The organism is Bacillus cereus group sp. MYBK220-1, assembly GCF_051916445.1.
Taxonomy (GTDB): Bacteria; Bacillota; Bacilli; order Bacillales; family Bacillaceae_G; genus Bacillus_A; species Bacillus_A cereus.
In genome coordinates this window covers 39,187-51,158 of sequence record NZ_JBQAGQ010000010.1, presented here as the reverse complement: position 1 = coordinate 51,158, position 11,972 = coordinate 39,187, and the positions used below count along the sequence as shown (strand labels likewise).

Genomic DNA, 11,972 nt, shown 5'->3' with positions numbered 1-11,972 from the left:
TTACTCACCACATTCCTCTACTTTTTCCAATGAGAAGAAAATGCTTGTGCCTTTACCAAGCTCGCTTTCCGCCCAAATTTCCCCGCCATGTTCTTCAACAATTTGCTTCGCTATTGCTAAACCAAGTCCACTTCCACCTGTGCTAGAATTCCGCGATTGTTCTGCACGATAAAAACGTTCAAAGATATAAGGTAGCGTATCAGATTCTATACCTGATCCATTGTCCATCACTTTCACAATAACTTTATTATTATCACTCGATACTATTACAGTAATTTTCTTCTCTTCTTTATCCATGTATTTCACACTATTATGAATTAAATTTGATATAACTCTATTGATTTTTTCGCAATCAGCCGTTACATATAGTGGTGATGCATGTAATTGTAAGTTAACTTCTATACCTTCTTTACTTAAATCCATTTGCATCTCTTCGATTAACTCTTGCATAAACGTATTCAATTCAACCGTTTCAAACTGAAAGGGAACTCGATTCAAATCGAGCTTTGAGAATAAAAATAATTCATCAATAAGTGTATCCATATGTTTTGCTTTCGTATGGATAGTTGTTAAATACTTATCCATTTTTTCTGGCGTATTTGCTACCCCGTCCTTTATTCCTTCTACATATCCGATAATTGATGTAATCGGTGTTTTTAAGTCATGAGAGATGTTTGAAATAAGCTCTTTTCTATTTTCTTCATACTGTGTTTGCATCTCTATCGATTCTTTTAATCTCTTCCTCATTTCCTCAAATCCTTGATTTAATTGCCCTATTTCATCGTGTGATGTAACTGGTATTTGAAAATCTAAATTTCCTTCTTTAATTTTCTCCGTTGCGCCTTTCAATACAAAAATTGGTTTTATTACACTTCTTGAAACGAGGTAACTTAATAATCCAATGAGTAAAATGGCTAGTAGTAAGAGAGATACAAATAAGATTGGAAATAATTTTTGTGTAAGATCTACAAATGAACTTTGCTTTTTTAATACAAATATACTTCCCTCTTCTTCCTGAGGAAAATAAAAATCAAACTTTACATATCGATAAAATGTATCGCCTAGTTCCGTTGTACCACGACTATTAATATTTGCTGATTCAAATTTCGGAAGGGCTTCTTTTAAAGATACACTTTCAAATACGTTTGAAGCATATGAAAGTGTTTCTCCTTTTCTTACTACTATTTTCACACCCTCTTTTTCTATTGCTGAGACAAACGACTCATCTAACAATTGAGATTGATGCTGTTTGGCTGCTGACTTCAACTCAAGATAGGCATTCTCTTCTTCTGGTGTAAGCGGCTTTTGAATGTAAGAACTTTTATAGAAATTTTTCACTGCTTCCAAGTCACCTGTTATCGAAAAAACGATTAAAAATCCCGCGACTAATATAAGCGTAATAGAAACGAGGATAACAGCAATATAAGAAAATAAAAACCTTGTTTTAATAGACATATCTTAAATCCTCACTTTATCAAACCTTATTATTTATAAGCATAAAAATATATGTTCAATTACTCAAGCGATTTTATAGTAATTTTAGCGCCAGTTTATAAAAATTTAATGTTCCTATTTTACAGTTGAAATTAGGAGGTTGAAATTCCATGTTCAAAAAAACATTCAGTATGATATGTTGCGTAATTTTTTTACAAGGATGCTCGCAAGAACAAGAAGTAAAAAAGGAGATGACAAACATGGAGACTGCACTACTAGCAGCTACTGAAAAAAATGAAACGAATACTGTTATATCTTTACTAAAAAAAGGCGCAAATATAAATGCGACGGATAGTCAAGGACGCACTCCGCTTATGATTGCTACATACAAAAATGATGTAAAAACCGCAAAAGCGCTTATCGAAGCTGGTGCTGACGTAAATATCCAAGATGACATGAAAAACAATCCCTTTCTATACGCCGGTGCGGAAGGTTACTTAGACATTTTAAAGCTAACAATTGATGCTGTTGCAGATCCTACGATTACAAATCGTTACGGCGGAACAGCTCTTATCCCAGCCTCAGAACATGGCTATATTGACGTTATAAAAGAACTCCTCACTCGAACAAATATTGATGTAAATCATGTAAATAACCTGGGATGGACAGCTTTAATGGAAGCCATCGTACTAAGTAACGGAAACGAAACACAGCAACAAGTCATTCGCCTTCTTATTGAGCACGGTGCAGATGTAAATATTCCAGACAATGATGGTGTTACCCCGTTAGAGCATGCTCGCGCTCATCACTTTGAAGAGATAGAGAAGATTTTGTTAGAAGGCCGTAAGTAAAAAGCTAATTTTTGCCTTCCTCCCCCACCCTATGCTACATTTAAGCCGTTACATTAATATTAATAGGGTGGGAATAAAATGAACAAACCTAAAATTGGGATGATTGGACTTGGAAGTATTGCGCAAAAGGCCTATCTTCCAACACTTACAAAAGAAACTGATTGGAATTTTGTAGGGGCGTTTACACCTAACGCAGAGAAAAGAAAACAAGTTTGCCAGCAATACCGAATTCAAGACTTTCATTCTATTGAAATGTTAGCTTCGGAATGCGATGCAATCTTCGTTCATAGTTCAACTGCATCGCATTATGAAATCGTTTCTGAACTTCTAAAAAAAGGGATCGACGTTTATGTTGATAAACCGCTAGCAGCTACAGTGGAACAAGCTGAGCAACTAGTCGAGTTAAGCGAGAAGTATAACCGAAAATTAATGGTCGGATTTAATCGCAGATTCGTTCCTATGTATGTTGCTGCCAAAGAACAGGCTAATGATATTTCATGGATTCGAATTGAAAAGCATCGCACAAATAAAGTCGGGCCATATACGTACGACTTTACTATGTTAGATGATTATTTACACATTGTAGATACTGCTCGCTGGTTAGCTAATGATGACCTTAACGTCGTTCACAATATGATGCAAATCACTGAAAAGAATGAACTTCTTTACGGACATCATACATATACAACTCCAAGTGGACTGTTACTTTCTACTGCAATGCATCGCCATGCCGGTACAAATTTAGAACAAATTGAACTTGTAATGCCAGGGAAAATCATTCGCGTAAGAAATATGAATACATTTGAAATTGAACAGGAAAACTCAGTTTCACAAAGTGGTTCCCCATCATGGGATACGACGTTAAAACAACGTGGTTTTGAAGATGCTGTTCATCATTTTATTGAGTGTGTACAAGGCGATACAAAGCCTGTTGTAGATGGATTAGAAGGATTAAAAACGCAGCAAATGCTACAATCTTTACTAGATGATGTAAACAAAAATTAAAACGGATACATTTTTCAGAATTTACTTTCATTCCCATTCCCTCTTTATTTCTCTCGTAAATTTCTATAGAATATGTTGATAGGAATTATAAATTTCATAATGAATCGTGGAAAGGATGGGATTAACACATGTGGAACGAGTTTAAAAAATTCGCTTTCAAAGGGAATGTCGTTGATTTAGCTGTCGGGGTTGTAATCGGTGCTGCATTCGGTAAAATCGTTAGTTCTTTAGTAAAAGATATCATCACACCATTACTTGGTATGGTATTAGGTGGCGTTGACTTTACAAGTTTACACTTTGGATACGGTAAATCTGCTGTTATGTATGGTAACTTCATCCAAACAATTTTTGACTTCTTAATTATCGCAGCTTCTATCTTTATGTTTGTTAAAGTTTTCAACAAACTAACATCTAAAAAAGAAGAAGAAAAAGAGGAAGAAATTCCAGAGCCAACAAAAGAAGAAGAACTTCTTGGCGAAATTCGTGATTTACTAAAACAGCAAAACTCTTCTAAAGATAGAGCATAATTGAACGGATAAAAAGGCATGTCCCCTTGGGACATGCCTTTTCTATATGCTATAACGTTTCCGAATTCATATGAATAAATAAAATAATACCAGCAACCATAAGTACCATAATGCTACCTGCAAATAGTGTAATACCAATAAACATTAAACTTGTGCTCATATCTACTGATACACTTTCAATAAAAATAGAAATTACATACGTGATAAGGGCAATTCCTGCAAGAATACTTCCTGGAACAAATCGCTTTAAACCATTTTGTTTTAACGTCATATATGCAAAAATAGCAGTCATACAAAGCGTAATTATCCAAAGAACGATCATCTCTTTTCCCCCCTCACAAGCCTTTTCTTTCTATTATACATGACATTGCCCTATAATAGTTAAATTTGCACTTATGTGACATATAACAAGGAATAGTCCCAGCTATAGCGAAGGCATTATAACATACACTTATACAATAAGGAGGCTTTCATTTGGAATATACTACTACATGTAAATTAGAGCTATCCGAACGATTCGATTATGTTACGATTGACTTAGACAAACAGTTTTTTTACATCGAAGTTGTAAATTTACAAAGTAATATAACTGTATTAAAAATATCAATTAACTTGCAAAAAGACGAAACGATGGTAGAGGGAAATACAATTCATTATGATACTTTTCACGTAGATGCATTATTACAAGGATTGAAATATGTTGCTCGAACATGTATTGATCATAATTTAAAAAACCAAAAGGAACTGTTCGCATTTCTAGAAGAAAATTAGCTCCAATAAAAAAATGGTTATTTTTTCTTTTTATTGATATAATTGTTATATAGAAATATTCTTTGTAAGGGAGTGTTCATAATGATTTGGATTTCACTAATTGTATTAGCTTATTTCATCATTCTCGTCCCAATACAGTACAACTACATTAAAATGCTCAAAGAAAAACAGAAAAAAATGAGTGTCTCACAAAACGAACTATATGACAACATGTCTTATGAAGAATCCCAAGTACATTACCATTATCAAAGTAACGTATTTACAATACCTGCTTCGCTTGTCGCAAGTATTATTTATAAAGTGAAACATGCTGCATAATATGTACGCTGTAAAATTATTATTTGAGTCCGTTCATTCTGATGAGCCTGATTCTACGAAAATTGATGAGCATTATGAAGAGAATCACGATACACTTTTTGAAGAAAGTATTATTCTTGTTAAAGCAAACAGTTTGGAAGAAGCTCATGCACTAGGTGAACAAATCGCTATACAGTCTGAGCATACGTACGATAATAAGTACGGCCAGCAAATAACATGGACGTTTCGAAAACTATTGCATGTGTTTGAATTAGACGATACCCCATTTGAAACCGGAAAAGAATTGTATGCAAGATTTTTACACGTTAAGAAAGACGAAATGGTAAATGCAGTCGTACAAAAATACTATCCTGAATACGAATAAAAGCTCACAGCAATCGCTGTGAGCTTTTTTATACTTACTTCGTTGAATCTCTAAATTGGATACGGTGAGGTAAGATAACAGTGTGATCTTCCACTTTTTCTTTGTTCATATACTTTGTTAATAGACGCATTGCTACTGCACCGATATCATACATCGGTTGAACAACTGTTGAAAGCTGGGGACGAACCATTAATGCAAGGCGTGTATTATCGAAACCAAGTACTTCTACGTCAGTTGGTACGTTTAATCCAGCGTCTTGTGCTGCATGGATTACACCTAGTGCCATTTCATCAGAAGATACGAAGATTGCTGTTGGCTTTTCATCATTGCTCCAAAGCTTTTCGAATGCTTCGATACCTGAGTCATATGTGTAATCTCCATCGATTACAAGATTTTCATCATATGAAATACCTGCTTCTTCTAAAGCTTTTTTGTAACCTTGTAACTTCTTCGCGCTTCCCGCTTTATCAATGAAAGGACCAGAGACGAAACCGATACGTTTATGTCCTTGCTCGATAAAGTGCTTCATTGCATCATAAGCTGCTTGTGTATAATCAATATTTACTGATGGCGTTTCATTTTGCTCATCAAATGATGCTGCTAATACAATTGGTACTGGAGATTTTTTAAATTCTTCAATGTGAATGTCTGTAATATCTTCACCCATGAAAACAATTCCGTCCACTTGTTTTCCAAGCATCGTATTTAATAAATGGAACTCTTTCTCTTTATTTTGGTCAGAGTTACTTAAAATGATGTTATATTTGTACATTGTTGCGATATCTTCAATTCCACGAGCTAGTTCTGCATAAAACGTATTTGAGATATCAGGAATAATAACACCTACTGTAGTTGTCTTCTTACTTGCTAGTCCACGTGCTACCGCATTTGGGCGGTATCCTAAACGATCAATTGCTTCTAATACTTTCTTTCTTGTTGTAGGCTTTACATTTGGGTTACCGTTCACAACGCGTGATACGGTAGCCATTGAAACGTTCGCTTCACGCGCTACATCATATATTGTTACGTTCATCTCATCGCACACTCCTTCTATTTTTGTTATCTATTTTTATGTATCGGTTACTTGAATGAAAAAAAGACATCAACTCTATTTGCAGATGCCACCAATCGTCCCGAGTTCTTCCTTTTACTAATGATACGATAAAAACGCAGGCTCATACAATATTTTCCCGCAAAAGTTTCGAAAAAATTCGCTTCTTTTCTCGTATTTTCGTATTTTTTATGAAAAAAGGGCATTTTTTGTAAAAAAATAGATGTTTCCTTAGTAGAAATCTTATTTTAAGCAGTACGATAGTAAATGAAATTTATATCGGCGATTTTTCGAATATATCGACTGTAACTCGAAATATATCAGCGATTTTCCAAATATATCGACCGCAACTCTAATTATATCAGCGATTTTTTAAATATATCAACTTACCAACAAAAATCGACAATGACAGTCGCTATACAATAGGAGAAAGCTGTTCCAAAATGCCTTTTTGGAACAGCTCATTAAAAGTTTTTATAATTTACTTCCAAATGATTTTAATTCATTCATAAAATCATTGAACTGCGGTATATTCATTTGTTGCGCTGCATCAGATAAAGCTACAGCTGGATCTGGATGTACTTCAGCCATAATTGCGTCTGCACCAATTGCCATCGCTGCTTTTGCAGTTGGTAAGAGAAGGTCACGTCGCCCTGTAGAATGCGTTACATCGACAACGACAGGTAAATGTGTTTCTTTCTTTAAAATCGGCACAGCGGAAATATCAAGCGTATTACGCGTCGCTCTTTCATACGTGCGAATACCTCGTTCACATAAAATAATGTTCCCATTTCCCTTTGCCATAATATATTCTGCCGCATTAATGAATTCTTCAATCGTTGCTGATAGACCACGTTTTAATAATACTGGTTTATTTACAGCACCAGCTGCCCTTAGCAAATCAAAGTTTTGCATATTGCGAGCGCCAATTTGAATAACATCAACGTAATCTAATGACATCTCAATATCATTCGGATTTAAAATTTCACTAATAACAGCTAAATCATATTCATCTGCTACCTGGCGCAAAATTTGTAATCCCTCTAATCCAAGACCTTGAAAATCATACGGTGAAGTACGTGGTTTGAACGCACCACCACGCATTAATTTCAGACCTTGCCCTTTCATTGCTTCAGCAACTTGACGTACTTGTTCATAACTTTCCACTGCACACGGTCCCATAATAAAATGCTGATTTCCGTCACCAATTTTTTCACCATTAATTTCAACAATCGTATCTTCTGTTTTTTTCTTACGAGAAACAAGTAATGCTTTACGATGATCGTCTTCTTGTAATTCTAAACCAGCTTGAAAAATTTGTTTGAAAATATGTTGTAAAGTCGAAGTTTCAAATGGACCATTATTATTCTCTGCAATTAAATCCAGCATATTTCTTTCACGTACAGGATCAAAACGTTTCACACCTTGTACTTCTTTTAAATTACCAACTTCTTGTACGAGACGACCTCTTTTGTTTAGTAACTCTAATATTTGTAAATTAAGTTGATCAATTTCAGAACGTAAACGACCTAATTGTTGTGATGCCATAAGAAATCCACCTCTTTCAAATTCCTATATGTTACTTTTTTAAGATAATTTATTATAGCTGATACATATACGATTGTCACACGATATACAGCAAGGAATTACTATCAAAAAACATTATATATTTTCATTTAAAATAAAAAAAAGACAGTTTATATACTGTCTTTTTTTACAAGAAGGAAACAAACGGTTTATCACTGTTTTTCTCTTTTATAATAACGGCCTCAATTTTACTCTCGGACTTGATCTGTAATTGTACTTTCGCATCTTTAGGCAATTTGTCTAACATGCCTTGAGCAGCCAATTGGGTAAGAGCCATTAATTCTGTTTTACCGTTATATTTAATAACAATATTCATATTTAATGTATCCATTTGATTTTTCTTATAAGAAACTTTAGCGTTGACTGGAATAAAATCTCCATTAGAAAAACCTTTTATTTCCTTAGCAAAGTTATTTATTTTTGTATTATCTTCTCCATGTGCTTGTGTAAATTCATCAGAAGGATATGAATACGACTTTTCATCAATTGTACTCCAATTTCCAAGGTTCGTATCATTCTTTTGAACAGTAGCACTAGCAATATACGTACCATTTTTTAAAGAACTAGTACTTTCTTGCTTAAAGATAGCAAACGTAATTGGAGATTTGTTATACTTATCATTTTTGTTAATAGCTTCAATAAGTTGTTTAGCAACTTCAGTCCCTTTAGACATAGCCTCTTCATTCGATACACTTGAAGACATAGCTAAGCCAATCATAACACCAGATAAACTTAATTCATTTGAATTCTGTTTTCCGAAATAGTCTTGTTCTATAATATTCGTCAAAACTGGCGCTTCTACTTTCGCAACTAGTTCATCAATTAGTTTCTCTGGAATATACTGGTTTAATTGCAGTACGTGACTCTCTGTATCAAATTGCTGCGTTGCAATATTTATTAAACCATTTTCATACTCTGCTAAATCTAATTTAGAATTTGTTTTTATATTAGCTGTATTAATAACCTTTTGTTCTTTTAAAGGAATAACAGTTCTATAATAATCTTTAGAAACAGCAGTTCTCGGAATCATACTTTTTTCTTTTGTATCTTTTTGTATAACTTCATCCTTCTTACTAATCGTATTACTATTGTTACTACAAGCTCCCAGTAATAAACTTACGACTGCGAAGGATAATGCCATTTTCTTCATTACTTAAAACCTACTTTCAACAATCTAGTTATTTAGTTTGAACTATTAATAGTGTACCACTAAATATATTTCAACAAAAACAAAAAAAAGAAGCAAGCACCTTTAGCTTGCTTCTTTTTACTTTATATTCTCTTCTAAAGCATCTTTTTTAATATTCCAATGAGATGTATTCCATACTACCATCCCATCTTTTATGTATAACACTTGCGGTGATTCATGTCTAATACTGTATTGTTCTGCAACACGATTTGACACATCTCTCGCATCTTGTACGTATAAGTAATACGCTGGTACTTCTCTTTCTTCGCTGCAATACGCTTGAAATTCTGTGTATGCACCGTGACTAATTGGGCATGTCGTACTGTGTTTAAAAAGAACATACGGCTCGTTCTTTTCTACTAAGACTTCAAGCTCTTCAATTGTTTCAAGTTTTGTCATATTCATCACGATTCACCTCTCATACGAAATCTAGAGCGTTTCTCTTTCTTTTCAGCTTTTTTCTCAATTCTTTCTAATTTACGCTCTTCTTTTTCAACCTTCTTCTCTTGTCTCGACGCACGGTAATGATTGTATACTTCAATCGCCGCACTGCTCCACTGTACAACTTGCGCTACTTTATCAGCGTTATTTTCAATTTCGTCCGTTACAGAGTCTGATACATTACGAAGCTTCGTATTTAAAGATTGGATTGTCGTTCCAATCCCATCTACACCCGCTACCACTTTATTTAATGACTGTGACTTCTGTTGAATATCATCAGCTAACGCATTCGTTTTATGTAATAATTGCTCTGTCTCTACGCTAATTCCTTGCATTTGTTTTTCTAAACCTTCTAACGTGCTTGCAACGTTTTCTAACGTCTTCTGAACCGATAACAACGTTCTGCATACATACACTACTAATACTGCGAAAGCAACCGCGATAATAGCCGCACTTACATATAAAAGAACTTGCATTTCATCACTTCCTTTATCTTTTTCATACTTTCCCCTATTATACAATCATTTTCCGTTTCATTCTAATCCCTATCTCATCATTAGAATTTTCATACTTATTCGTTAACTGTAACATAAATCATTCAACAAATTCCACTAAGTAGGTTACAATAGGAGAGGATACATAATTAGTAGGGAGGCTTTACATATGAAAGATCCACGTATTGAAAAGTTAGCATACAATTTAATTAACTACTCTATCCGCTTACAAAAAGGTGAAAAAGTATTAATTGAAAACTTTGGCTTACAAAAAGAACTTGTAACTGCACTTGTAAAAGAAGCATATGCAGCTGGTGGTTTCCCATTCGTCTCTTTAAAAGATCATCAAGTAGATCGCTCTTTATTAATGGGTGCTACTGAAGAACATTTCGAACAAATCGCTGCATATGAAGCAAGCGTAATGAAAGACATGGACGCTTATATCGGCCTTCGCTCTGGCGATAATATTAATGAACAAGCTGACGTTCCAAGTGAGCGTATGAAAGTTCATGGCCAAACAGTTGGTAAAAAAGTTCATAGAGACATTCGCGTTCCAAAAACACGCTGGGTTGTTCTTCGCTACCCAAATGCTTCTATGGCACAGCTTGCTAAAATGAGTACAGAAGCTTTCGAAGACTTCTACTTTGAAGTATGTAACTTAGACTACGGTAAAATGGATAAGGCGATGGACAGCCTTGTTACATTAATGAATAAAACAGATAAAGTTCGTTTAACTGGTCCTGGAACTGACTTAACATTCTCTATTAAAGACATTCCAGCAATTAAATGCTCAGGTCATTTAAACATTCCAGACGGTGAAGTATACTCTGCACCAGTTCGTGATTCTGTTAACGGTACAGTTTCTTACAACACACCATCTCCTTACAACGGTTATACATTTGAAAATGTACAACTTAAGTTCGAGAACGGCCAAATCGTTGAAGCAACTGCAAACGATTCAGAACGCATTAACAAAATCTTCGATACAGACGAAGGCGCACGCTACGTTGGTGAGTTCGCAATCGGCGTAAACCCATACATCTTACATCCAATGGGAGACATCCTATTCGATGAAAAAATCGATGGCAGCTTCCACTTCACTCCTGGACAAGCTTACGACGATGCATGGAACGGTAACAACTCGAACATCCATTGGGACTTAGTATGTATCCAACGCCCTGAATACGGCGGCGGCGAAATTTACTTTGACGACGTACTAATCCGTAAAGACGGGCGCTTCGTTGTACCTGAATTAGAAGCTTTAAACCCAGAGAACTTAAAATAATGAAAAACGCTCGGAATTTTCGCCGAGCGTTTTTTTATTATCCTCACTCTATATCGAGCTACTGTTCTTACTTTTTGTTTGCTGAAAATGAAAATAATATAAAAGTGCCACTGCGATAGTACCTATTAATATGGGTACATATAAAGGCAGGTTCCATTTCATATTTACCCTAGTGCAGATAGCAAACACCAGCATAATTTCCAAGCAAAAAAAGGTTTTATATATTTCATTTCTTACCTGCCATTTCTATTTTCACATGTGGATTTTCTTTCTCTATAAGCGCCAAGAATTCATCCATATTTTGCGGCATCGCAACCATATGTACTTTATATGCATTCGTCGTAATTTCAAGAGACTTTCCGACCTGACGTATAATTCTCACATCTTTTAATACAATATCATCATTTAAAATACCGTACTTTAATACGCCATTTTCTACTTTATGTTTTTTAATAAATACTTCCCAAACGAGTGGTACATTTACAATGAAGCATAAACCCATCCCGATCAACGCTGACATCCAATGCGCTTTATTAGTGAAAAGCATGACAATTGGATATATAAACATAAAAACTAACGTAAGACAAAAGAAAATGACTACTGACTTACTTCTTTGAATTGGAAAGTTCATACCTACACCCCATAATCCAAATTA

Annotated in this window: 15 protein-coding genes and 1 pseudogene; 7 read left to right on the top strand and 9 right to left on the bottom strand. The window is 34.7% G+C overall.

Annotated elements, in window-relative coordinates:
* A complete protein-coding gene (locus tag ACTFRU_RS26260; RefSeq protein WP_135811591.1) occupies positions 1–1,455 on the bottom strand; it encodes a sensor histidine kinase in 1,455 nt (484 codons plus the stop codon).
* Positions 1,456–1,604: 149 nt separating this feature from the next.
* On the opposite strand from ACTFRU_RS26260, the gene ACTFRU_RS26255 reads away from it, so the two are divergent.
* From ACTFRU_RS26255 to mscL, 3 genes are all read left to right on the top strand, one after another.
* A complete protein-coding gene (locus ACTFRU_RS26255; RefSeq protein WP_440037963.1) occupies positions 1,605–2,285 on the top strand; it encodes an ankyrin repeat domain-containing protein in 681 nt (226 codons plus the stop codon).
* 78 nt (positions 2,286–2,363) lie between these two features.
* On the top strand, positions 2,364–3,290 hold the full coding sequence (locus tag ACTFRU_RS26250; RefSeq protein ID WP_135811592.1) for a Gfo/Idh/MocA family protein: 927 nt from the start codon (positions 2,364–2,366) through the stop codon (positions 3,288–3,290).
* 128 nt (positions 3,291–3,418) lie between these two features.
* On the top strand, positions 3,419–3,817 hold the full coding sequence (mscL, locus tag ACTFRU_RS26245; protein ID WP_000267011.1) for a large conductance mechanosensitive channel protein MscL: 399 nt from the start codon (positions 3,419–3,421) through the stop codon (positions 3,815–3,817).
* Positions 3,818–3,866: 49 nt separating this feature from the next.
* Here the strand turns inward: mscL and ACTFRU_RS26240 are convergent, their stop codons facing one another.
* Complete coding sequence (locus ACTFRU_RS26240) at positions 3,867–4,139, bottom strand: DUF3917 domain-containing protein (protein ID WP_000636589.1); 273 nt, start codon at positions 4,137–4,139, stop codon at positions 3,867–3,869.
* Between the two features lie 152 nt (positions 4,140–4,291).
* On the opposite strand from ACTFRU_RS26240, the gene dhp61 reads away from it, so the two are divergent.
* From dhp61 to ACTFRU_RS26225, 3 genes are all read left to right on the top strand, one after another.
* Positions 4,292–4,588 carry a protein Dhp61 gene (dhp61, locus tag ACTFRU_RS26235; protein ID WP_000456863.1) on the top strand — a complete coding sequence of 99 codons (297 nt, stop codon included), beginning with the start codon at positions 4,292–4,294 and terminating at the stop codon, positions 4,586–4,588.
* An 81-nt stretch (positions 4,589–4,669) separates the two neighbouring features.
* Positions 4,670–4,906 (top strand): DUF3949 domain-containing protein, encoded by a 237-nt coding sequence (locus ACTFRU_RS26230; RefSeq protein WP_000637902.1) that lies wholly within the window; start codon positions 4,670–4,672, stop codon positions 4,904–4,906.
* Between the two features lies 1 nt (position 4,907).
* Positions 4,908–5,270 (top strand): DUF4288 domain-containing protein, encoded by a 363-nt coding sequence (locus ACTFRU_RS26225; RefSeq protein ID WP_002024884.1) that lies wholly within the window; start codon positions 4,908–4,910, stop codon positions 5,268–5,270.
* 34 nt (positions 5,271–5,304) lie between these two features.
* On the opposite strand, the gene ccpA is transcribed toward ACTFRU_RS26225, so the two are convergent.
* The 5 genes from ccpA to ACTFRU_RS26200 all read right to left on the bottom strand — a co-directional run bounded on the left by ccpA (position 5,305) and on the right by ACTFRU_RS26200 (position 10,014).
* On the bottom strand, positions 5,305–6,303 hold the full coding sequence (gene ccpA / locus ACTFRU_RS26220; protein WP_001103297.1) for a catabolite control protein A: 999 nt from the start codon (positions 6,301–6,303) through the stop codon (positions 5,305–5,307).
* Positions 6,304–6,795: 492 nt separating this feature from the next.
* Positions 6,796–7,869, bottom strand: coding sequence for a bifunctional 3-deoxy-7-phosphoheptulonate synthase/chorismate mutase (locus ACTFRU_RS26215; RefSeq protein WP_000168214.1), 1,074 nt, complete (start codon positions 7,867–7,869; stop codon positions 6,796–6,798).
* Positions 7,870–8,035: 166 nt separating this feature from the next.
* On the bottom strand, positions 8,036–9,058 hold the full coding sequence (locus tag ACTFRU_RS26210; protein ID WP_006926860.1) for a CamS family sex pheromone protein: 1,023 nt from the start codon (positions 9,056–9,058) through the stop codon (positions 8,036–8,038).
* A gap of 117 nt (positions 9,059–9,175) precedes the next feature.
* Positions 9,176–9,502: a bacillithiol system redox-active protein YtxJ gene (gene ytxJ / locus ACTFRU_RS26205; protein WP_001057469.1), complete on the bottom strand. Its 327-nt coding sequence runs from the start codon at positions 9,500–9,502 to the stop codon at positions 9,176–9,178.
* Complete coding sequence (locus ACTFRU_RS26200; protein WP_001197720.1) at positions 9,502–10,014, bottom strand: DUF948 domain-containing protein; 513 nt, start codon at positions 10,012–10,014, stop codon at positions 9,502–9,504. The genes ytxJ and ACTFRU_RS26200 overlap by 1 nt, the downstream gene beginning before the upstream one ends.
* A 187-nt stretch (positions 10,015–10,201) precedes the next feature.
* On the opposite strand from ACTFRU_RS26200, the gene ACTFRU_RS26195 reads away from it, so the two are divergent.
* Complete coding sequence (locus ACTFRU_RS26195; protein WP_000654729.1) at positions 10,202–11,317, top strand: aminopeptidase; 1,116 nt, start codon at positions 10,202–10,204, stop codon at positions 11,315–11,317.
* Between the two features lie 48 nt (positions 11,318–11,365).
* Here the strand turns inward: ACTFRU_RS26195 and ACTFRU_RS26190 are convergent.
* A pseudogene (locus ACTFRU_RS26190) lies at positions 11,366–11,547 on the bottom strand (hypothetical protein).
* Positions 11,544–11,948, bottom strand: a complete 405-nt coding sequence (locus ACTFRU_RS26185) for a PH domain-containing protein (protein WP_006926864.1) — start codon at positions 11,946–11,948, stop codon at positions 11,544–11,546. Before ACTFRU_RS26185 ends, ACTFRU_RS26190 begins: the two are co-directional and overlap by 4 nt.
* Between the last annotated feature and the right edge of the window lie 24 nt (positions 11,949–11,972).

Coding starts and splice junctions, on each gene's coding strand:
- ACTFRU_RS26260 (WP_135811591.1), bottom strand. CDS start 1,455: ATGTCTATTAAAACAAGGTTTTTATTTTCTTATATTGCTGTTATCCTC.
- ACTFRU_RS26255 (WP_440037963.1), top strand. CDS start 1,605: ATGTTCAAAAAAACATTCAGTATGATATGTTGCGTAATTTTTTTACAA.
- ACTFRU_RS26250 (WP_135811592.1), top strand. CDS start 2,364: ATGAACAAACCTAAAATTGGGATGATTGGACTTGGAAGTATTGCGCAA.
- mscL (WP_000267011.1), top strand. CDS start 3,419: ATGTGGAACGAGTTTAAAAAATTCGCTTTCAAAGGGAATGTCGTTGAT.
- ACTFRU_RS26240 (WP_000636589.1), bottom strand. CDS start 4,139: ATGATCGTTCTTTGGATAATTACGCTTTGTATGACTGCTATTTTTGCA.
- ACTFRU_RS26230 (WP_000637902.1), top strand. CDS start 4,670: ATGATTTGGATTTCACTAATTGTATTAGCTTATTTCATCATTCTCGTC.
- ACTFRU_RS26225 (WP_002024884.1), top strand. CDS start 4,908: ATGTACGCTGTAAAATTATTATTTGAGTCCGTTCATTCTGATGAGCCT.
- ccpA (WP_001103297.1), bottom strand. CDS start 6,303: ATGAACGTAACAATATATGATGTAGCGCGTGAAGCGAACGTTTCAATG.
- ACTFRU_RS26215 (WP_000168214.1), bottom strand. CDS start 7,869: ATGGCATCACAACAATTAGGTCGTTTACGTTCTGAAATTGATCAACTT.
- ACTFRU_RS26210 (WP_006926860.1), bottom strand. CDS start 9,058: ATGAAGAAAATGGCATTATCCTTCGCAGTCGTAAGTTTATTACTGGGA.
- ytxJ (WP_001057469.1), bottom strand. CDS start 9,502: ATGAATATGACAAAACTTGAAACAATTGAAGAGCTTGAAGTCTTAGTA.
- ACTFRU_RS26200 (WP_001197720.1), bottom strand. CDS start 10,014: ATGCAAGTTCTTTTATATGTAAGTGCGGCTATTATCGCGGTTGCTTTC.
- ACTFRU_RS26195 (WP_000654729.1), top strand. CDS start 10,202: ATGAAAGATCCACGTATTGAAAAGTTAGCATACAATTTAATTAACTAC.
- ACTFRU_RS26185 (WP_006926864.1), bottom strand. CDS start 11,948: ATGAACTTTCCAATTCAAAGAAGTAAGTCAGTAGTCATTTTCTTTTGT.